The following is a 20,888-nucleotide window of genomic DNA, read 5'->3' as shown; positions in this document are numbered from 1 at the left end:
TGATCTTGATCGCATTTACTTGCTGCTTGTACAATTGCCATATACATTAGTGAGTAGTTATCTACGATTTAGGGTTAATCATTTGCCAGAAGAGCTTGTTAGACTCGAACATGCCGCGAAGAGATTGGATGTGATCAGGTATGCCAGAGCTATTGCATTATTGTCGCCTTTAAAGCGCCATCTTCTTCGCTTAATCCCTTTTTTGCTCCATAGTCACCTACCTAAATTACCCGGTTATAACGGACCGCTAACCCCTCGCGGTATTGCTAACTATCAGCCCGATTCAGACACTGAAGAAGCCTGTGAAACTCTCAACCTTGATATCGCTGCCACAAATAATAGTAAACGCCCTCAAATAGAGGGCGTATACAGCATGGGCAGCACAGCCAGCTTTGGCCAAAACCCTCAAAGCGATATCGATGTATGGCTAATACATAGCGATCTTTTGAGTAAAAATGAGTGCGAGTTACTTGCTAGCAAAGCTGCATTATTGACGCAGTGGTTCGCTAAATTTGATTTAGAAGTGAACTTCTATTTGGTGCATCCAGAGCAATTTATTAGAGAGCAGGGCGAACAGGCTGATTTATACAATTGCATGGGGCATGAACACAGTGGTAGTGCTCAACATTGGTTGCTACTCGAAGAGTTTTATCGTAGTCAATTTCGTTTAGCGGGTAAGCCTATTGCATGGTGGCCCAATGCTAAAGTGTCTCCTCAATTACTTTCATTAGGCGATGCCAATACCCTGCCAGCGAGTGAATATTTTGGGGCTTCGCTGTGGCAGCTCTACAAGGGGGTTGAAAAGCCTCATAAAGCATTGTTGAAAGTGCTGTTACTGGAGGCGTATGCCAGTGATTACCCCCATACTCAGTTAGTGAGCGAGCGGATTTGGCAGCATACATTAGAAGGGGATTTCTCGGCGGCTAATGACGCTTATTATCTGCTATATGAATCGATAGAGTGCTATCTAAAGAAACGGGGTGATGGCCGCCGACTGGAAATCACGCGGCGTTGTTTTTACTTAAAATGTGGCGTTAAATTGAGTCGGCATGATCAAGCGATCGATTGGCGTTACTTTAAAATGCAAAAATTAGTTGCCGATTGGAACTGGTCTGAAAGCTTACTGAAAACCTTAGATAATTGTGAGAATTGGCACTGTGGTCAGTTGCAATGGTTTAACGAGCAACTTAACGAACTGATGCTAGGTAGCTATCAAACATTGCTGCAATTCGCTTCAATCCATAGATTAAGTGAAAGTTTAAGGATCTCAGAGTTAGGCTTGCTAACCCGTAAGCTACATACCTACTTTAGTGAAGATGCTCACCAGATCATGCGCCTTAATCCGCTGTGGAGTCACTCGATTTTAGAGACTCATTTATCTGTTATCTATAGTGAACAAGATAAGCAATATTACCTCTACCGATGTTCGCCTAATCCTAGAAACTTCCTTGAGCATAGCGCAGTATTCCATTCAAAAAGTAAGGCTAAGTTGTTGGTATGGGCTAGTTTGAATGGTGTGGCAGACAGTAAAACCCAGTGGCATGAAGTCAGGCAAAGTAAGCGCAAATCGACCTACTTAACTCAAGCGGCTCATCGGCTTGATGGACTTATTGTAAATCAATCGACAAAAGTGTCTAAGATGGCACTTTACCAGCCGTGGCATTTTAGCAAGCTGGTGTTTTTATTGAATTTCAATAGTGACCCTACCGAGAGTTGGCAAGGGCAAGACATCATGGTCGACTATATGAACAGTAATGTGTTCTCGATTGGTCGACAGCATTTGAATATGGTGGACTCGATTGATGTGATTAGCCTTAACAGCTGGGGGGAATGGCATTGTCATCATTTTGAGGGAGAAAAAAGTATCTTAGATGCTTTGTCGTTCGTGACACCGGGTATGAAGCGGGCCAGTGCGCCAGTCTCGGTGGAGGTGATTAGCTGTTCAAGCAAGTTACGATCGCAAACAGAACGTACTGTGCAGAACCTGCTTTACAGAGCGGTGCGACTTAGCCGTCAGGCGCAAAGCTCAACGACCTTAGGTTATGCATTACAGGTCGGACGGCTGCGTTACGGTTTGTTCTTCAATAATCGTGGCATGCATTACGAGAATTTAAGTGATGCAAAATCTTTCTATCAACAGCTATCTCAGCGTAAATTACTTGAGCTGCCCAGACCAACGTTAGGTGACGAGCCTTTTGCCAAAGTGCCTTCAGTGATCCAAGACTATGCGGCTAAAGGTGCGATTCAGTATTTCTTGCGCCAAAGAGAGGAAGGTTTAGATGTGTTTATTTTAGATGAGATGAACGAGCTAAACCACTATGTACAAGAGGGAACAGACGTGAATGCGTTAGTGAACAAGTTGAGTCACTATCACACATTTGAAGATCCTCAACTTGCAAAAGAGCATTTTAATCTGCCGCAGTTTTTTAAATTAGATCGGGTAAAAGGCGAGCTGCTTGCAGTCCCTTTTGGTGTGACGCTGGAGTCTTCTGAAGTCGATTTTTAGCAGTGAGCACTAGGCGGTTAAACATAGCAGAATGAGAAGTATGACGACTCATTCTGCTACTAAAGCGTTAAATATCTAGCTTTAAGCCGCTTTGCTTGAAGATAGACTCAACCACGAAAGGCATAAACTCATTGCCATTACGCTCATCCATCCATTTGCCGTCAACATAAGCGAAATGGTAACCGCCAAACTGGGTTGCCAACCAAATTTCATGCAGTGGTTCTTGTTTGTTGATAACAATCTTAGATGTGCCATTAAATTCTAATTGCAGCACATTACCTGATCCATCGACATCCACATCCGCATCTTGCTCATCAATCAGTACTTCTAACGCGTTATCAATTGTTTGAAATATTTCATCAACCAATTGATGAAATTCGAAATCTGTTATAGCCATGCTGATTATTCCTCAGATTTAGGTAATACAAACATATTACCAATCGATAGCCTGATTACCAATCACATTAATTGTGTGGTTAATCACTATCTAAGTAATGCTAGCGATTATTTAATACAGCTAATGCGTTACTTTTCAATTCCTTACTAACTTATTGGTGGGGCTGCCCTCTAGATAAAAGACTTGGGATAAGTTGAATTATTTTGCATTAGCATCGCTTTGTGCAGTCAAGTTGTGATTTATCCTAATTAACCTAGTCAATACATGGCTAACTGAGCGAGGGATTTATGCAAGAAAGGCCTGATATAAATGCGTTATAGGGTTGACGCATTGCGGGCTGTCTGCAAACATCAGGATTACAATTTTCGCCGTATAGCAAGCCGTAGTGTTATTGCTACAAGGGTCACCTGATGTTGAAAAAAATGAGACTGTTTTTGCTAGTAGGGCTTGGTAGCCTAGTGCTTTTAGGTTGTGGACAGAAAAGTGCGTTATTTAGAGCGCCTCCGCAAGACGTTAATCAGCAGGCAACTGATAAGCAGGTGTCTGACGCAGAGCATGGGCAAAGCGAACAAAGCAAAAAGGACTAAAGACATTGGATCATTTTTTATATCAAGCAGATGAGCTTTATGCGGAGCAATGCCAAGTTGCCGACCTCGCAAAGCAGCATGGAACGCCACTATATATTTATTCCCGTGCAACCTTAGAGCGTCATTGGCACGCCTTTGACAATGCCGTGAGCGATCATCCACACCTTATCTGCTATGCAGTAAAGGCAAACTCAAACATTGCGGTACTTAACGTATTAGCACGTTTAGGCAGTGGCTTTGATATTGTCTCTGGCGGTGAACTGCTACGCGTCATCGAGGCCGGTGGCGATCCTGCAAAAGTGGTTTTCTCCGGCGTTGGTAAAACCGTCGAAGAGATGGAGATGGCGCTGAATCTTGGTATTTATTGTTTTAATGTCGAGTCAGCAGCCGAACTTGAGCAGCTTAATCTTGTTGCTTTGCGCCTTGGCAAGGTCGCGCCAGTTTCACTACGAGTGAATCCAGATGTTGATGCGGGTACTCACCCTTATATCTCTACGGGTCTAAAAGAGAATAAATTTGGTATCGCAATGGAAGAGGTTGAGGCTATCTTTAGCCGCGCCAATGAATTGCCAGGCCTAGAGGTTAAGGGCGTCGATTGCCATATCGGATCTCAGTTAACCGAAATTAAACCGTTTTTAGATGCGATGGATCGTATGCTAGCGTTAATCGATCGCTTAGCAGAGCAAGGTATCGACATTAAACACTTTGATGTGGGCGGTGGACTGGGGGTGACCTACGATGATGAAGTGCCACCTCAGCCAGATGTGTACGCTGCTGCTTTATTAGAACGATTAGGCGATCGTGATCTTAAATTAATTTTTGAACCTGGCCGAGCCATTGCTGCCAACGCAGGTATTTTTGTTACTCAAGTGCTTTACTTAAAAGAGAACAGTGACAAACGTTTCGCCTTAGTTGATGGCGCTATGAATGATCTTATTCGCCCGTCTCTCTATAGTGCATGGCAGAAGATTATCCCGGTGATTGAACGTGCGGGTGAGACGCAAAGCTATGACGTTGTTGGGCCGGTTTGTGAAACGGGAGACTTCTTAGGCAAAGACCGTCAGCTTAATATACTCGCAGGTGATTATTTGGCTATTCGCTCATCGGGAGCCTACGGCTTTACCATGTCGTCTAATTACAATACTCGTCCACGTGCCGCAGAACTGATGGTGGATGCAGACAAAGCTTATGTGATTCGAGAGCGAGAAAAATTAGCTCAATTATGGCAAGGTGAGCAGATCCTGCCGTAAACTAGAATAATACTAATGTAGTGGATGGCACAGCATGCGCTACAGATACTTTTTAAGGATGTCCACCTTGATCCAATTCACTAAGATGCATGGGTTAGGCAATGATTTTATGGTCGTTGATGGAGTGACACAAAATGTGTTTTTCTCCCCAGATCAAATTAAGCGCTTAGCCGATCGGAATTTTGGCGTTGGTTTTGATCAGTTACTGCTGGTTGAGCCTCCGTACGATCCCGATTTAGATTTTCATTATCGCATCTTTAATGCTGATGGCAGCGAAGTTGAACAGTGTGGCAACGGTGCCCGTTGTTTTGCACGCTTTGTGCGTAATAAAGGTTTGACCCACAAACACAAAATTCGCGTGAGCACCTCTTCGGGTAAAATCACTTTGCGTCTTGAGCGTGACGGTAAAGTAACGGTTAATATGGGCATACCCGTACTTGAGCCGAGCAAAATTCCTTTTACCGCCAAGAAAGTTGAGAAAACCTATCTGCTTTTGGCATCGAGCGGCACCTATCTTTGTGGCGCAGTGTCTATGGGTAACCCCCATTGCGTGATTGAAGTTGACGATGTGGCCGCAGCCGATGTCGATACCATTGGCGCTGAGTTGACAAATCATGAGCGCTTTCCAAAAGGTGTGAATGTTGGCTTTATGCAGGTGGTGAACTCAGGTCATATTAAGCTCAGAGTTTATGAGCGTGGCGCAGGTGAAACATTAGCTTGCGGAACAGGAGCCTGTGCGGCGGTAGTTGTGGGTATTGAGCAAGGTAAACTTGATCGCAACGTGCATGTGGACTTGCCTGGCGGCAGTTTAACGATTAACTGGGACGGCGAGGGCAAGCCTTTATGGATGACAGGGCCTGCTGAGCATGTTTATGACGGGCAGATCGCACAATGATAGATAACTCGAACAAGGCCCCTCCCTTCGATGAAATTCTCATCCGCGAATACTTATTGGATAACCCAGATTTTTTCAGCCGCTATCCAGAGTTATTACTAGCGATGCGAATTCCCCATGTTGAGCGCGGGGCGGTGTCATTAGTCGAGCGCAAGCAAGAGATGTTACGCCAACGAGTCGCTCAGTTAGAAGAAGAGATCACCGCTTTGCTAGCGATGGCATCACGTAATGAGCAGATCTACATGTTTAACAGTGCATTATCTATGCAACTGCTAAAATGTGAAGATATGGGCGATCTACGGCAAGTCTTGTCTAATGGGTTAAAAGAGCAGTTTCAGTTCAGTCATGTCAGGCTGATCACCGTGCATGACATCGATAGCGAGCTATCGCAGATCTGGAGCAAACGCCTCAGCTCTGGTTACTATTTTGGCCGCCTGACTAATGAAGAGTCAAAGCGTCTATTTGGAACCGAGGTGGGTTCGGTCGCACTGTCTCGATTATCTAAAGAATGCGGTCAGGTTATTTTTGCGATTGCTAGCCACGATCCTAGCCACTTTCATCCTGAGATGGACCACCTTCTGCTGTCTCAGCTTAAACAGTTACTTGATCACCAGCTGACTAAAATCTAATAGCGAGGCTTTATGGCTGATAATTCAGCTTGGTTGAGCGGGTTTGAACGTTACTTACGCACCGAGCGTCAAGTTTCGGCTTATACAGTGCGTAACTACCTGTTTGAGCTAAAGCGAGTCGAGAAGCTATTTAACGATACGGAGTCATGGTTGTCACAGCAACATGACTCCTTACAGGCGATTTTAGCTAAATTACACCGCAAGGGTCTAAGTCCGCGTTCCTTATCGTTAACCCTCTCCTCTTTAAAACAGTTCTATGGTTTTTTACTTAGGGAACAGCAGTTAAAGGTTAACCCAGCTGTAAGCCTTACTGCACCCAAGCAAGGTAAGCCTTTGCCAAAAAATATGGATGTCGACTCGATATCGCACCTGCTTGATATCGACGCTAACGATCCGTTAAGTTTTCGCGATAAAGCCATAATGGAGCTATTTTACTCGTCGGGTTTACGTCTTGCTGAGCTCGCTGCGCTTAATGCAGCCGATATTCAATTTTCACAGGCGCAAGTCAAAGTGTTAGGTAAGGGCAGTAAAGAGCGGATAGTACCCATAGGCAAGTTGGCATTAGCCGCGATTACTCAGTGGTTAGCGGTTAAGCGTGACATCGCTTGTGAAGACGATGCCTTGTTTGTTACCGCTAAAGGCAAACGTTTAGCTCACCGTAGTATTCAGGCTCGTTTGGCTAAGTGGGGGCAAGAGCAAGCCATAGGCATTAAGGTACACCCGCATAAATTACGTCACTCGTTTGCTACCCATATGCTCGAATCCAGTGCCGATCTGCGTGCAGTGCAAGAGCTGTTAGGTCATGCAAACTTGTCGACGACTCAGGTTTATACCAGTCTCGATTTTCAGCATCTAGCTAAGGTGTACGACAGTGCACACCCAAGAGCGAAAAAAAGAGGCAACCGATCATGAAGATCTTTATTCGCCCACAAGCCTTTGACGCGATTAGCTTCGACTTAGACGATACGCTTTACGATAATCGCCCAATCATTCGTCAGGCCGAATCCGCGCTGCAAGCATTTTTACATCAGCAGTGGCCTAAATCGAAGCTGTGGCAGCTTGCTGATTGGCACAAGCTCAAACTCGCCTTGTTTAAGGAGTCTCCTAAGCTGCGACATGATACTACGCTAGCAAGACTGCTAATGTTAGAGCGTGGCCTGCTAGAGCTAGGTTATGATGCTAAGACGGCAACAGCAGGGGCTCAAGCAGGGCTCGCGCACTTTGTGATGCATCGTAGTCACTTCAAGGTATCAAGTGAGGTGGTTGAGTTACTCAATGCGCTTAAAGCCCGTTACCGATTAATTGGCATAACTAACGGCAATGTTGATCATCAGCGCGTTGGTTTAGATGGGGTATTTGAGTTTGTACTGCACCCCGGCCATGGCTTTAAGCAAAAGCCGTCGAGCGATATGTTTACCCATGCGGCGGATAAATTAGCGCTACCTTTATCGCGTATTTTGCATGTGGGCGACAGCGCTAAAAGCGATGTTGATGGCGCCAGGAAAGCCGGTTGTCAGGCTGTATGGCTTAACCCGGGCTTCGGCGTTACAGAGAAATCGATCGCCAACAGGCAACTGCCACATATTGAAATCGCGTCTGTGCTGCAATTGAGAGATCTTATTAAGGTCTAATGCAAGCGACTTGCTATCTTCCTTTATCTTGATATGCTCATATTTCTTAAAAAATTAAGAATAAACAGAGTTTTATACTAGATAAGGATTATCATGAATAAACTATTTGTTGCAGTGTCAATTCTACTATTAACCAGCGCCTGTTCAATCAAACAGCGAGTTGATCCGGTACACGTGAATAATAATGCTGAAGTTTGTATTCAGAAGAACCCCGATGTACGAGAGGGTTTTCTGCAAGAGATGGAAAAAATTCTAGCGGAGAAGCAAATTAAATACCGCATTGTTGAACAGTTAGATGCAAGTCAGCAATGTGAGTGGACAGCGACTTATACCGCTAATTGGCGTTGGGATCTTGCATTATATATGGTCTATGCAGAGATAAAGGTGTTTCATGATGGTCGGTTAGATGGTGAAGCAATTTATGACGCTCGCAGTGGTGGCGCGAATATGAATAAGTTTATTGATGCTGAACCTAAAATTCGAGAGTTGATTGAGCAGCTTATTCAGCAACAGCAAGCTTCAGTAAATTGGTCTCCGTTGCAACAAACTGCTATTTAATAGAAAAGGCTCACTGATGTGAGCCTCTTATTTTTATGGGTCAGCCTTTATACGCTAACCATCAGTTCGATGACTCAAGCGGTTAGCGCAAGCGCTTTGAGGAACAAAACGTTGTTCTCAATATTAATATGCTGTTTTAAGTCCGCTTCGAATTCTGCCAAGCTGGCGTAACATACGCGCCAAGTGGTGCAGGCGTGCGCTGGTGGGGTAAAGTTATTTGTTAGCTCGCGGATCTTTTCAAAGATCTGCTGTGCATCATCGTGCTCATACTGCATAGCATTAATTGGATTGCCGATATGACCAAAGCAGTTTTGCATCTCAACTTGGTTATGTAGCCCTAAAATTGCAGGGAATAATATCTGTTCTTCTTTCATCAGGTGAGGCATTAAGTCATCGACTAATGCACGGATCCAACCTGCTAGAGGCTTTATCTCGTCATGATTTTCACCGTGGGCACGCACCATTTTTTGGCTGTACTCTACCAGTAAAGGCGCTTTCTCTCTTACAAAAGTGTGATGAGTCGATTCAATGTAATTGAGCAGATCGGGTAAAGCTAATTGCTCTAGACCTTGCTGCTTCTCGCCTTCAGTGTCTAACGCCATTAATGCATCGAGAAGCGCTGTTTCATCAGCATCAAAGCGTGTAATTGCTCGGGCTAATGAAATACCGCCACCACAACAAAAATCGATACCATGCTGGCTAAACAAATGGGCAGTGCGAAAATCGTTAGCGACTAATTCTCCTACACGAGAGGCAAGTAGGCTTTCTTTGGATTGAAGAGCGTTCGAGTGAAGTGTGTTTGATTTAGTCATTGGCAGATCCAAGGCAAGTTTAGTTTGAAATATACGTGCATATTATTTGCATCTTTTGGCGTGTTCAATTATTACTTGAGTAAAATGCTCAGGTAATCACACTTTGAGGTATAATTTAGCTCGATCTAGGTAGAAGTCCCAAGCCAAGGTTTATTGCTATAGATGTGGTCTCATCGATGTTTTCGGAAGTTTTTTATACACAGAGCCGATTAAGATTTGTAAACACATAGTGTTTTAATTTTGATTAATTTAAACTAGCCTGAATCAAAGTGATACGAGTGTGCGATAAAGTCAGTTATGTACGTTATTAAAAACAAAGGTAATGCTGCGGCCTAATGTCGAGCTTATCGAGTTTTATCCGAGCAATATTCATCACCTCTCCAGCTAAGTTGGGGCGGATGCTGTTGATCGTGATTTTAACGATGCAATCCATGGTAACTATGGCTGATGATTGTACTTCTGCTCATGATGATTGTGGCAGTGAAGTCACCTATGTGGCTGAGCATACGAACGGCACTGTAAATAACACATCACAATGTGATGAAGTTGAAACAGCAAGTCATGTAGAAGATGACTGCGCTGAGTGTAGCAATAACTGCTGCTCATGTTGCATGACCTTAATGCACCCTATCACTGCGTTAAAATCAGTGACAGCAAGCCCTAATAGCCACATTTTTGCTTTTAGCTCTACTTCTATTGAGTCCCCTTATTTCGCTTTCCTGCGCCCCCCTAAAGCCTTAATCGTTTAATCAAAACTTTATTCATTTAGCGAGCTTTTACAAGCTTGCTAAAGAGCTGTTGGGCCTCTTGTAGGTTTAACTCACAGCTCTGTATTTTTGTATTAAATCGAGGCTTAATCTCCGATGTTTCATAATACTTATTGCGCAAAATCTGTCACTAAAATTGGCATGTTTTGTGTTTGGCGAGGGCTTTATTGCACCTTGGCGCTTATTGCTCTGATATCCGCAACCTCAGTTATTGCGGCTACAGCCGACTCTAACGGTAATGCAGAACAATCTAATACGCTTTCTTTACCGGTTGTGATTGAACGGGTTCAACAACAGCATCCATCACTGAAAGTGTTTAAGTTTAGGCAGCAAGCGCTTGATGGCGCAGCGCAAACTCAAGCGTTGACTCCAGGCTTTGAAATCGGCTTTGATGCCGACAATCTCGTGGGCAGCGGTGAGTTCCAAGGAATTGATAGCGCCGAGTTTAGCGTATCTCTGTCTTCTGTCATTGAGCTTGGTGACAAGTTAGATGCTCGCAGCGGTATTGTTAGTGAGCAGCGCGCTGTATTAGATGCCGAACAAAAAATTACCGCATTAAACTTATTAGCTGAAGCGACACGTCGTTATATCGATGTATTGGCGGCGCAGTCGCAACTGCAACTTGCTGTTGATTCATTACAGCTTGCAGAAGAAACACAAGCGGTTGTAGCTAAGCGCGCTCAAGCAGCTGTAACACCAGAGGCCGAAGTAAAGCGCGCCCAAGCGGCGGTATTTAATGCCAGACTGGTTGCAGAAACTCAGCTACAGCAACTCGATTACGCCAAATTAGCGTTAAGCATGATGTGGGGCGAGTCTAGGGTAAATTTTGTTTCATTACAGGGCAGTTTGTTCGCTTTTACTGATGATGTCGCACTTGAGCCTTTATTTGAGAAAGTGAAATATAGCCCAGCTATTACCGCTTTTTTAACTCAGGCACAGCTTAAAGAGGCCGAGTTACGCTTTGCTAAAACCCAGTCTAGCAGCGATATCAGCTGGTCGGTTGGTGTAAAGCAATTTCAGCAAACTAATGATATGGCATTGACCGCCGGTTTTAGTATGCCGCTGTTTAATGGTGAGCGTAACACTGGTGCCGTGCTTTCGGCACAAGCCGCAAAAGAGCAAGTACTCGCCAACAGAGAAGTGGCACTTTTAGAGTTATATGGCCAACTGTATCGTGCTTATGCCAGCCGTAAACAAGCGATAATGACTGTTAACCGCCTACAGGCAAGTGTTATCCCTACCTTAACTTTAGCGCTTGAAGATACCCAAACCGCCTATGAACAAGGCTTGTATAGCTATCTTGACTACTTAACAGCCCGAGAAGAATTACTCTTTTCTCGCCGTGCACTCATTGATGCTGCGGCCTCTGCGCTACGTTATGGCGTCGATATTGAACAGCTGATTGCTGAGCCGTTACCCGCTTCTCAACATACCTTCTTCAGTGATTTCTCAAAGTCAGCTAATTCTTCTGATGCAGCGAAAGGATATACAAAATGAATCCTAGTTTATTAAATAAATTCTCCTTAGTTCACCTTGCTGTTGTTGCTGCAGTTGCATTGATGATTAGCAGCACTGTTAACGCTTCAGCTGAACACAGCCATGAGCCTGAGCATAATCATGAAGTTGCGCATCAAGAGCAAACAGCGCACACCAATCAGCATCAAGACGAGCATGATAGCCATGGTGATGAGCATAGCGATGAACATGGCCATAATGATGGTCATCAAGACGAACATGTTGGTCACGATGATGAGCATAGCGAGGAACATGGCCATAATGACGGTCATCAAGACGAACATAGTGGTCACGATGATGAGCATGGTGATGAGCACGGTCACGACGAGCATGAAGAGGGCAGAGTTCATATCAGCGCCGAGCAAATTGTAGCCTCGGGTATTGCGACAGAGCTTGCTGCAGCGGGCGATATCAAACAAACATTGACGGTATATGGCCGTGCAGTAGTGCCAGAGGCGGCCAGCAGTGAAATCCGCGCCCGTTTTTCAGGCTTAATCACCCGCATGAATGTAACCGTTGGCGATAGCGTTAAAGCCGGGCAAGTGGTAGCTGAAGTCGAGTCAAACTCTAGCTTAAAACGCTACTCGATTAAGGCGCCGATCTCCGGAGTGGTGGTGAGCCGCACTGCTAATACTGGCGAAATGGCCACTGATAATGTGCTGCTGACCATTATCGATGACAGTCAGCTTTGGGCGCAGTATCAAATCTTCCCTGGCCAACTAAGCAAGGTTGCTGTTGGGCAGGCGCTTAGCATTTCTGCTCAGCAGCTAACAGCGGCTTCGAGTATCCAATATCTACTCAATTCAACAAACGGTGACAACATTAAGCTCGCTCGTGCGCCACTCGATAACAGCAGCGGCCAATGGGCGGTAGGGGCTTTGTTATCAGGCAAACTGACGCTGAGTAAACAAGCGGTGACGTTAACGATAGATAACCGCGCACTGCAGGAGTCAGAAGGGCAGCAAGTGGTGTTTATCCGTAATGATGAAGGTTTTGAAAGACGCGCTGTGACTCTTGGCCGCAGCGACAGTGAAATGAGCGAAGTATTGTCGGGTCTTGAAGCAGGCGAAGAATATGCCGTTGCCAATAGCTTTTTACTCAAAGCCGATCTTGAGAAATCAAGCGCAGCCCACGTTCACTAAAGGAGACGTCAATGATTGAGTCAGTATTGCGTCTTGCGATAAATAGACGCTGGATGATGATGTTCCTAGCCATGCTGTTAGTCGCAGTGGGGCTGTGGAGTTATCAAAAATTACCGATTGATGCGGTGCCGGATATTACCAATGTGCAGGTACAAATAAGTACCCGAGCAGAAGGTTATTCACCGCAAGAAACCGAGCAACGAATTACCTATCCGATCGAAAATGCGCTGATGGGGATCCCGCAGTTATCTTACACCCGCTCGCTATCGCGCTATGGTTTATCGCAAGTGACCGTAGTGTTTGATGAGGGCACAGATCTGTACTTTGCACGTAACTTGATTAATGAGCGCTTAAACGCGATCAAGGGTAAGTTACCCGCCGAGATTGAACCTGAGATGGGGCCGATCTCGACCGGGCTCGGTGAGATCTACATGTACACCATCGAAGCGCTGCCTAATGCTAAACAAGCTGATGGCCGTGAATTTGACGCGACAGCATTAAGAGAGATCCAAGATTGGATCATTAAACCTCAGCTGGCACAGGTGCCTGGTGTTACCGAGATCAACACTATTGGTGGTTATGACAAGGAGTACCACATCACGCCATTGCCAACCAATATGCTGCAATACGGTGTGTCATTTGTCGATATTAAGCTGGCGCTGCAAAGCAGTAATAGCAATCGTGGTGCTGGTTTTATTGAGCGAGATGGCCAGCAACTGACAGTGCGATCTGCTGCGCAGCTAAAGAGCATTAGCGATATTGAGCAAGTGGTGATTAAGCATATTGATAGCGCACCAATCTTTATAGCTGATGTTGCAGAAGTTGGCATCGGTAAGGCGCTGCGCACCGGCGCTGCAACCCGTGACGGCAAAGAAACGGTACTCGGTAGTGCCATGATGTTGGTGGGTGAAAACTCACGTCAGGTATCACTCGCAGTAGCCGCCAAGCTTGAAGATATTAAAGCATCGCTACCTGATGGCATTAAAGTTGAAGCGGTTTACGATCGCACCACTTTGGTGGACAAAGCGGTATACACGGTACAGAAAAACCTAGTAGAAGGCGCGTTGTTGGTTATCGTGGTGCTGTTTATTCTACTGGGTAACGCTAGAGCGGCACTCATTACCGCGGCGGTTATTCCGCTGGCGATGTTGGCAACGATGACGGGCATGGTACAAGCGGGCATTTCGGCTAACCTGATGAGCCTTGGTGCACTCGATTTTGGTCTGATTGTCGATGGCGCAGTGATTATTGTTGAAAACGCGATTCGCAGGCTGGGTCAGGCGCAAGCGCAAAATGGTGGTCATGTATTGCCACGTAAACAACGTTTGCAGTTAGTGTTTGAAGCCACCAATGAGGTGATCCGCCCAAGCTTGTTTGGCGTGCTGATTATTACCGTGGTGTATATCCCGCTATTTAGCCTTACAGGCGTAGAAGGCAAGATGTTCCACCCAATGGCGGCAACCGTGGTGATGGCACTGTTAGCAGCATTAGTCTTGTCGTTAACACTGGTGCCTGCAGCAGTTGCTCTGTTTATGACGGGTAAAGTGAGCGAAAAAGAGAGCCGTGTCATTACCGCCACTAAGTCGCTATACAAGCCTCTGTTAATCGGTGCGATGAAGCTACGCTGGTTAGTGCTTGGCGCGGCTATGGCATTAGTTGGTTTCTCTATTTGGCTGGCAACAACCCTAGGCTCTGAGTTTATCCCACAGCTCAATGAAGAAGATATCTTGCTGCAAGCGATCCGCATTCCGGGCACAGGCCTAGAGCAGTCCGTGGATATGCAGATGCAGTTAGAAGATCGCATCAAACACTTCCCACAGGTGTTAAATGTATTTTCTAAGATCGGTACGCCAGAGGTGGCAAATGATCCTATGCCGCCAAATATCGCCGACACCTTTATTATGCTAAAGCCGCGTAATGAATGGCCTAATCCTAAGATGAGTCATGACGCTTTGGCGGCAGATATCGTTGCTGCGGTTTCTGGGCAGCCGGGAAATAACTTTGAGCTAACTCAGCCGATCGAAATGCGCTTTAATGAATTGATCTCGGGAGTGCGTGCCGATCTGGGTATTAAGGTTGTTGGCGATGATCTCGATCAGTTATTAGCTTCAGCTAACGCGATCCATGAAGTGCTAGAAAAGATCGATGGCGTTGCCGATCTGCAAGTTGAGCAAGTAACGGGTTTGCCAATGCTATCGATCCAGCCTGATCGCATGGCGTTAGCACGTTTTGGTTTAACGGTTGATGAGTTACAGGACTTTGTTGCTACCGCTATTGGTGGCGAGCAAGCAGGACTTATCTTTGAGGGCGATCGCCGCTTTAAAATCGTGGTGCGTTTACCAGAATTGATCCGCAAAGACGTTGAGCACTTGCACGAGCTGCCAATCATGTTGCCATCTGGGCAATATGTGCCGTTATCTGAAGTGGCGACGTTAGATATTGCGCCATCGCCTAACCAGATCAGCCGTGAAAACGGTAAGCGTCGCATTGTAGTCACTGCTAACGTCCGTGGTCGCGACTTGGGCACCTTTGTCAGTGAAGCTAGACAGCAAATTGCCGAGCAAGTGGATATCCCTGCCGGTTACTGGCTGGAATATGGCGGCACCTTTGAGCAGCTTGAATCGGCAAGTCAGCGCTTATCGATTGTAGTACCATTAACGCTGGCGCTTATTCTGGGCTTGTTGGTGATGGCCTTTAGTTCGGTCAAAGATGCTTTGATTATCTTTACGGGCATTCCATTAGCGCTAACAGGCGGGGTCATTTCGCTGTGGTTACGAGACATGCCATTGTCGATTTCGGCAGGCGTGGGCTTTATTGCGCTCTCGGGTGTAGCGGTGCTTAATGGCTTAGTGTTGCTTAGCTTTATTCGTCAGCTCTATCAAGAGAAGGGCGAGTTGATCACAGCGATTATTGATGGTGCATTAATAAGACTGCGCCCAGTACTGATGACGGCCTTAGTGGCAGGGCTTGGCTTTGTGCCTATGGCGCTGAATATTGGTACAGGTGCAGAAGTGCAGCGTCCAATTGCCACAGTGGTAATTGGCGGTATTATCTCATCGACGTTATTAACTCTGTTTGTACTGCCTATTCTGTACCGTATGGCACACCAGCGCGGTGAGCATCACAAGAGTGAGAATAAGCGAGCCAATGCTGAAAAACTTGAGCAAGCGCCTGTTTAAGCTAATGTTTAACAAGTGCTAGTTAGTTTTACCAAAGCGTGAAAAACAAAAGCCCTGCAGTTGCAGGGCTTTTTCTATTCGCTTTAAAGCTAAATTTAGAATTCAGTCTAGAACCATATCTAGAGCTAATTCCTAACTTATAGCAATTACTTGCTTTGAGTCATAAGCCAGTTACTTAGTAAACGTACGCCGTGGCCTGTACCGCCTGCTGGAGTCACACCCACATCTTTTGCCGCTAATGCGCTGCCAGCAATATCTAAGTGAGCCCACTTAGTGTCGCCGGTAAACTGCTGTAAGAATACCGCAGCAGTCGTGGCACCTGGGCCGCCATAACCGGCATTCTTTAGGTCTGCAATCGGACTTTTAAGTAAGTCTTCATAAGCTAGCGGTAAGCGCCATAGTTTTTCATCTACGGCTTGACCAGAGAAGCTCAGTTCATCAACTAAAGTGTCGTCATCACTAAATACCGCTGTGTAGCGTTTACCTAGCGCACGTACCTTAGAGCCCGTTAGCGTAGCAACGTCTACCATTACCTGTGGTTGATAGTATTCACGGGCGTACCACATGCCATCGGCTAAGATTAAGCGGCCTTCGGCGTCGGTATTAAGCACTTCAACGCTTAAGCCTTCTGCTGTCATTAATACATCACCTGGAGCAAGTGCGGTTTCAGACACCATGTTGGCTGCCAGAGGCATAACGGCTACCACGTTCATATCTGCTTTTTGCAGTGCCATCGCTTTTATGGCGCCCAGTACAGCAGCGGCACCCGCCATGTCTGACTTCATACGCGAGATAGAGTCGCCTGAGGCTTTAATGTTGTAGCCGCCCGAGTCAAAGGTGATGCCTTTACCAACCAGTGCGATAGGCGCATCGTCATTGCCTTGCCAGTGAGCAACCACTAAGCGGGCTCCTTCTAAAGAGCCGCGGCCAACAGCGTGCAGCGCACCCATACCAAGTTTTTCGATTTTCTTCGGCTCAAGTACTGTGACTTTTACGCCAAGCTTTTTAAGCTCTTTTGCCGCATTGGCAAAATCAACGGGCGTCATCTCAGTAGGTGTTTCTGAGGTGAGGTCGCGGGCTAGAAACACGCCTTGCTCAATTGCTGCAAGTTGGGCGTATTGCTTGTCTGCATCCTTTGGCTTGCTGACGGCAATGGTGTAATTCTTCTCAGCGGGCTTCTTGTCTGAAAAGTATTTATCAAACTTGTAAGCGCGCAGGTTAATACCGTGAGCCAGTTGTGCACCAAAGCTCGCATTGCTGCTAGCATCAGAGATCCCTGATGTCAGTAGCTGGATGTTATCGGTTTTAATACCGCTAAAGTGGGCAGTAATTTCTGCGCCAAGCTTATTGACTTCACCTGGGGTTAGCTCTGCTTCATCACCTACACCTATTACCACAAGGCGTTTAGCATTAATCCCCGTAGGCATTAAAATCTCAACGATTTGCTTCTTTTCGCCAGTAAATTCTTGCAGTGCCAAGGCATTGCTAATTTGCTGCTTTGATTGTTTATCTAGCTTGGTAAGGGCGCTTGATGCATTTTCGCCTGCTTGGAAGACGACTAAGGTGTCGATATTGTTTGCTGGTTTCTCTACAAAAGAAAAGGTTTCGGCGTGAGCTGAATAGCTAGTTAACAGGCTTAAGCTTAATGCACTGGTTAGCAGGGTTTTCTTGGTTAGCATAATGTCCTCTATCGGGATTTAGTTCTGCGATCGGGTTTTGCCAAAGGCGTCGCAGCTTCTTTTTGTTGTAGTTGTCGTTATTGTTTTTATTGACACTTTCTTGCGTTAATCGCAGAAGGCTGTGCAATTTATCATTTTTTGAATTAACAACTAAGTTAAAACTTGTTAGGAATTGTCACATGGTTTGCGAGTCTACAAGGTAAAAATTAGCCGAAGCTGAAAATAGCCATGCTGCTGAGAATGGTTTCGATTATTTTTACTAATTGATTGTAATGGAATGAGGAAGTAAGGGCGGGGTACATATGAGGGTACATATAAAGCAAAACGGGCTTTCCATTGCTGGAAAGCCCGTTTTAATACAACAAGTTAAGACGTTAGTCTTAGTTCATGCCGTAGAGTACGACTGGCTGTTTTGAGTGGTTTTCAATTGTCTTTTGTCGTGATATTTTTTCTTATTTATCAATAGCTAAAGCTGGTTTGGTGTCTTCATTGGTATTGGTGGGTTTTGGTTCCTATGGTTACATGGGGGTACATATGGGGGTACATGGAATTGGCCGTATTCCCACCCAAATGAGCCAAAATATCATGCTGTACGAATCTAGTTTGCGGGCACTAAATGGCAAGCTTCAACCTCAAACCATCGAGCTTGCCGATGGTAAAGGTTTAGGTGTGCGTGTGTCTAAACTGGGTAAGATTCGCTTCCAGTACCGTTACAAAATCAATGGTAAAAATAAGCGCATGGATATTGGCGCTTATCCTGATTTATCGCTCAGGCATGCTAGGGATGTTGCCGATGAGTGCCGCTCTTGGTTGGCTGAAGGTCATGATCCCAAAATAAAGCGCTGCATGGGGAGAGAGAAAACGCTAACGCCAGTGACAGTTAAGCAAGCCCTAGAGTATTGGGTTGAGAATTACGCCAGAGATAATCGCGCTAATGTCGACAGAAATATTGCCCAATTTGAAAGGCACATTTATCCCTATATTGGTCACTTCCCACTAGAGCAAACAGAGACTCGCCACTGGATTGATTGTTTTGACCGTATTCGACGTGGCATTGCTGGTAGACAAAAGCCCGCGCCTGTCGCTGCTGGGCAAATTCTACAAAATGCCAAACAAGCATTACGCTTTTGTCGAGTAAGGCGCTATGCCATTAGTCGCGAACTGGATGATTTGATTGCTAGCGATGTGGGTAAAAAGCAACGGAAGAAAGATAGAGTGCTGACCGATGTTGAGTTGTACGATTTGATGGGCTCAATTGCAAAGCGCAAAGGCACCTTTTATATGCGCTACCTATGTCGTTTACTCATTATTTTTGGCGCTCGCACACAAGAGCTAAGGTTATCGACCTTTGATGAATGGGACTTAGAGCTTAACCTATGGACAGTGCCTAAAGCGCATAGCAAGACCAATACGGTAATTGTTAGGCCTATTCCCGCTAAAGTTAAGCCGATTATTGAGTTTTTATATAAACGCCATGGTGATACGGGGTATTTGCTTGGCGAGCTCAAAAGCGGTGAATCCGTTAGTGGTGCTGGTAGCCTAATCTACAAACGGCTTAAGCATAAAGAGTCTTGGTCATTGCATGACTTGCGAAGAACCTTCACTACCAAACTGAACGATTTGAGTGTAGCGCCTTATGTGGTTGAACAGCTGCTCGGCCACTCCCTTGGTGGTGTGATGTCTATCTATAATCGCAGTCAATATCTACCAGAGAAGTTAGCAGCGCTTAATATGTGGTGTGAATGGTTAGAACTGTTGGTCAATCCTGCTGATAATGTCGTACTTATTGGCTCTGCAAGATACGGCTAGCACTTCACCTCTCAAGCTCATTCTTCCTTATATCAATTCCTAGCCTTTGCATAATGAGACCAAGATAACAAAACGCTGTTTTCACTGGTTTTTATAGGTATCTGTTTATATTTGCTATTTACTACTTATCCACACTGATGAGGATTTTACCCGACCTTGAGCTATAGGATAGGGGTATTGTTTATGCTTATATTTACTCACATTTAGGTTGTACGGGTAATCAATTTACTCTTGTAATATCAGCTGGATAATCATGCTACACGAAACACATTTGCGCTCCATGAATGGAAAGGTTCAAGCAGTAACCAAAGTTTATCGTGACGGACTGGGGCTTGGTGCTAGAGTCTCTAAACAAGGCCGTATTCGATTCCAGTTTCGCTATAAAATTAAAGGTAAGAATAAGCGTATAGATTTAGGTTATTACCCTGATTTGTCCCTCAAACAAGCTAGGGATGAAAGAGATAAATGCAGAGCTTGGTTAGCTGGTGGTCATGACCCTAAAGTTGCGCGTGAAATGGTGAGAGATAAAACACTAGAGCCTGTGACGGTTAAAGACGCCTTGGAGTATTGGATTGAAAAGTATGCGCGTGTGAAGCGAAAGAGCTTTAAAAAAATACGAGGTCAGTTTAACAAGCATATCTACTCCTATATCGGCCATTACCCTTTAGAGCAAACTAAAATCACTCATTGGCTTGATTGTTTTGACCGTATTAATACTGGTATTGAGGGTAAACAAAAGCCAGCGGCAGTTGCTGCGGGGCAAATACTACAAACTTGTAAGCAAGCACTAAAATTCTGTCGCGTTCGAGGATATGCAATAACTCATGAATTGGATGATCTTGTGGTGGGCGATGTAGGTAAAAAAGCAAAAGTAAAAGATAGGGTGCTTTCATATAGCGAACTAAAGGACGTATTGCAGTGGAGTCATGGGCGGAAAGGCTCCTTCTATATGCGCTACCTGTGCTTGTTGTTAATCGTATTTGGTGCGCGCACGCAAGAAGTTAGGCTTTCAACTATCGATGAATGGGATCTCGATAATGACTTATGGACTGTGCCAAAACAGCACAGTAAAACAGGCTTAGTGATTGTTAGATCTATACCTATGCAAATAAAACCAGTTATTGCGCTACTGATTAAGCGCAATGCCAAGAAAGGCTATCTATTAGGTGAGTTGAGAGAAGATGCCAGCGTAAGTGGTTCAGGCGGTAAGATTTGTAAAAAGTTAAAGCACAAGGAACGATGGACGCTACATGACTTAAGAAGTACCTTTTCAACCACCCTAAATGACCTTGAGGTCGACTCACGGGTAGTGGATAAATTGATAGGCCATGTAATTACTGGGGCAGAGAAACATTACAACCATAGTAAATACCTTAAGCAATCGACAGCGGCACTGGATATGTGGTGTGAGTGGTTAGATAGGTTAGCAAATCCCATTGATAACGTGGTGCAAATAGGTTTAGCAAAGGCAGGGTAGAGCTCCATTATTAATTACGGCTTTGTTATTAAACTTTAACGCGCATAAAAGTGTG

17 protein-coding genes are annotated in these 20,888 nt (G+C 45.3%); 14 read left to right on the top strand and 3 right to left on the bottom strand.

All coding sequences use genetic code 11. The features are described 5' to 3' along the window. Positions 1-82: 82 nt before the first annotated feature. On the top strand, positions 83-2,506 hold the full coding sequence (locus ACVBIU_RS17140) for a class I adenylate cyclase (RefSeq protein WP_447164355.1): 2,424 nt from the start codon (positions 83-85) through the stop codon (positions 2,504-2,506). Between the two features lie 67 nt (positions 2,507-2,573). Here ACVBIU_RS17140 and cyaY read toward each other — a convergent pair whose 3' ends face one another. After that, positions 2,574-2,903, bottom strand: a complete 330-nt coding sequence (gene cyaY / locus ACVBIU_RS17135) for an iron donor protein CyaY (protein WP_447162553.1) — start codon at positions 2,901-2,903, stop codon at positions 2,574-2,576. A 410-nt stretch (positions 2,904-3,313) separates the two neighbouring features. Here cyaY and ACVBIU_RS17130 point away from each other — a divergent pair, with 410 nt between their 5' ends. The 7 genes from ACVBIU_RS17130 (at position 3,314) to ACVBIU_RS17100 (ending at position 8,453) form a co-directional block, all read left to right on the top strand. Next, a complete protein-coding gene (locus ACVBIU_RS17130; protein WP_447162552.1) occupies positions 3,314-3,490 on the top strand; it encodes a hypothetical protein in 177 nt (58 codons plus the stop codon). Positions 3,491-3,495: 5 nt separating this feature from the next. Further along, complete coding sequence (lysA, locus tag ACVBIU_RS17125) at positions 3,496-4,740, top strand: diaminopimelate decarboxylase (protein WP_447164356.1); 1,245 nt, start codon at positions 3,496-3,498, stop codon at positions 4,738-4,740. A gap of 67 nt (positions 4,741-4,807) precedes the next feature. Then, positions 4,808-5,635 (top strand): diaminopimelate epimerase, encoded by an 828-nt coding sequence (dapF, locus tag ACVBIU_RS17120; RefSeq protein WP_447162550.1) that lies wholly within the window; start codon positions 4,808-4,810, stop codon positions 5,633-5,635. Next, positions 5,632-6,264: a DUF484 family protein gene (locus ACVBIU_RS17115; RefSeq protein ID WP_447162549.1), complete on the top strand. Its 633-nt coding sequence runs from the start codon at positions 5,632-5,634 to the stop codon at positions 6,262-6,264. Before dapF ends, ACVBIU_RS17115 begins: the two co-directional genes overlap by 4 nt. Before the next feature lie 12 nt (positions 6,265-6,276). Beyond that, positions 6,277-7,176, top strand: a complete 900-nt coding sequence (xerC, locus tag ACVBIU_RS17110; RefSeq protein ID WP_447164357.1) for a tyrosine recombinase XerC — start codon at positions 6,277-6,279, stop codon at positions 7,174-7,176. Beyond that, complete coding sequence (locus tag ACVBIU_RS17105; protein WP_447162547.1) at positions 7,173-7,895, top strand: HAD-IA family hydrolase; 723 nt, start codon at positions 7,173-7,175, stop codon at positions 7,893-7,895. Before xerC ends, ACVBIU_RS17105 begins: the two co-directional genes overlap by 4 nt. A gap of 93 nt (positions 7,896-7,988) precedes the next feature. After that, a complete protein-coding gene (locus tag ACVBIU_RS17100) occupies positions 7,989-8,453 on the top strand; it encodes an Sbal_3080 family lipoprotein (protein WP_447164358.1) in 465 nt (154 codons plus the stop codon). A 74-nt stretch (positions 8,454-8,527) separates the two neighbouring features. Here the strand turns inward: ACVBIU_RS17100 and ric are convergent, their stop codons facing one another. Beyond that, positions 8,528-9,265: an iron-sulfur cluster repair di-iron protein gene (gene ric / locus ACVBIU_RS17095; RefSeq protein WP_447162545.1), complete on the bottom strand. Its 738-nt coding sequence runs from the start codon at positions 9,263-9,265 to the stop codon at positions 8,528-8,530. A 335-nt stretch (positions 9,266-9,600) separates the two neighbouring features. Between ric and ACVBIU_RS17090 the strand changes: the two genes are divergently transcribed. The 4 genes from ACVBIU_RS17090 (at position 9,601) to ACVBIU_RS17075 (ending at position 15,868) form a co-directional block, all read left to right on the top strand. After that, complete coding sequence (locus tag ACVBIU_RS17090; protein ID WP_447162544.1) at positions 9,601-10,014, top strand: hypothetical protein; 414 nt, start codon at positions 9,601-9,603, stop codon at positions 10,012-10,014. A 114-nt stretch (positions 10,015-10,128) separates the two neighbouring features. Next, positions 10,129-11,529, top strand: a complete 1,401-nt coding sequence (locus ACVBIU_RS17085; RefSeq protein ID WP_447164359.1) for a TolC family protein — start codon at positions 10,129-10,131, stop codon at positions 11,527-11,529. Then, positions 11,526-12,689, top strand: coding sequence for an efflux RND transporter periplasmic adaptor subunit (locus tag ACVBIU_RS17080; protein ID WP_447164360.1), 1,164 nt, complete (start codon positions 11,526-11,528; stop codon positions 12,687-12,689). The genes ACVBIU_RS17085 and ACVBIU_RS17080 overlap by 4 nt, the downstream gene beginning before the upstream one ends. Before the next feature lie 11 nt (positions 12,690-12,700). After that, positions 12,701-15,868: an efflux RND transporter permease subunit gene (locus ACVBIU_RS17075; protein WP_447164361.1), complete on the top strand. Its 3,168-nt coding sequence runs from the start codon at positions 12,701-12,703 to the stop codon at positions 15,866-15,868. Between the two features lie 146 nt (positions 15,869-16,014). Here ACVBIU_RS17075 and ACVBIU_RS17070 read toward each other — a convergent pair whose 3' ends face one another. Beyond that, positions 16,015-17,547 carry a leucyl aminopeptidase gene (locus ACVBIU_RS17070; protein ID WP_447164362.1) on the bottom strand — a complete coding sequence of 511 codons (1,533 nt, stop codon included), beginning with the start codon at positions 17,545-17,547 and terminating at the stop codon, positions 16,015-16,017. Positions 17,548-18,027: 480 nt separating this feature from the next. Between ACVBIU_RS17070 and ACVBIU_RS17065 the strand changes: the two genes are divergently transcribed. Beyond that, on the top strand, positions 18,028-19,356 hold the full coding sequence (locus ACVBIU_RS17065) for a tyrosine-type recombinase/integrase (protein ID WP_447164363.1): 1,329 nt from the start codon (positions 18,028-18,030) through the stop codon (positions 19,354-19,356). 253 nt (positions 19,357-19,609) lie between these two features. Beyond that, on the top strand, positions 19,610-20,833 hold the full coding sequence (locus tag ACVBIU_RS17060) for a tyrosine-type recombinase/integrase (RefSeq protein ID WP_447164364.1): 1,224 nt from the start codon (positions 19,610-19,612) through the stop codon (positions 20,831-20,833). Positions 20,834-20,888 lie beyond the last annotated feature (55 nt).

The organism is Shewanella sp. 30m-14 (assembly GCF_052977125.1).
This window is presented reverse-complemented; position numbering and strand designations above follow the sequence as displayed.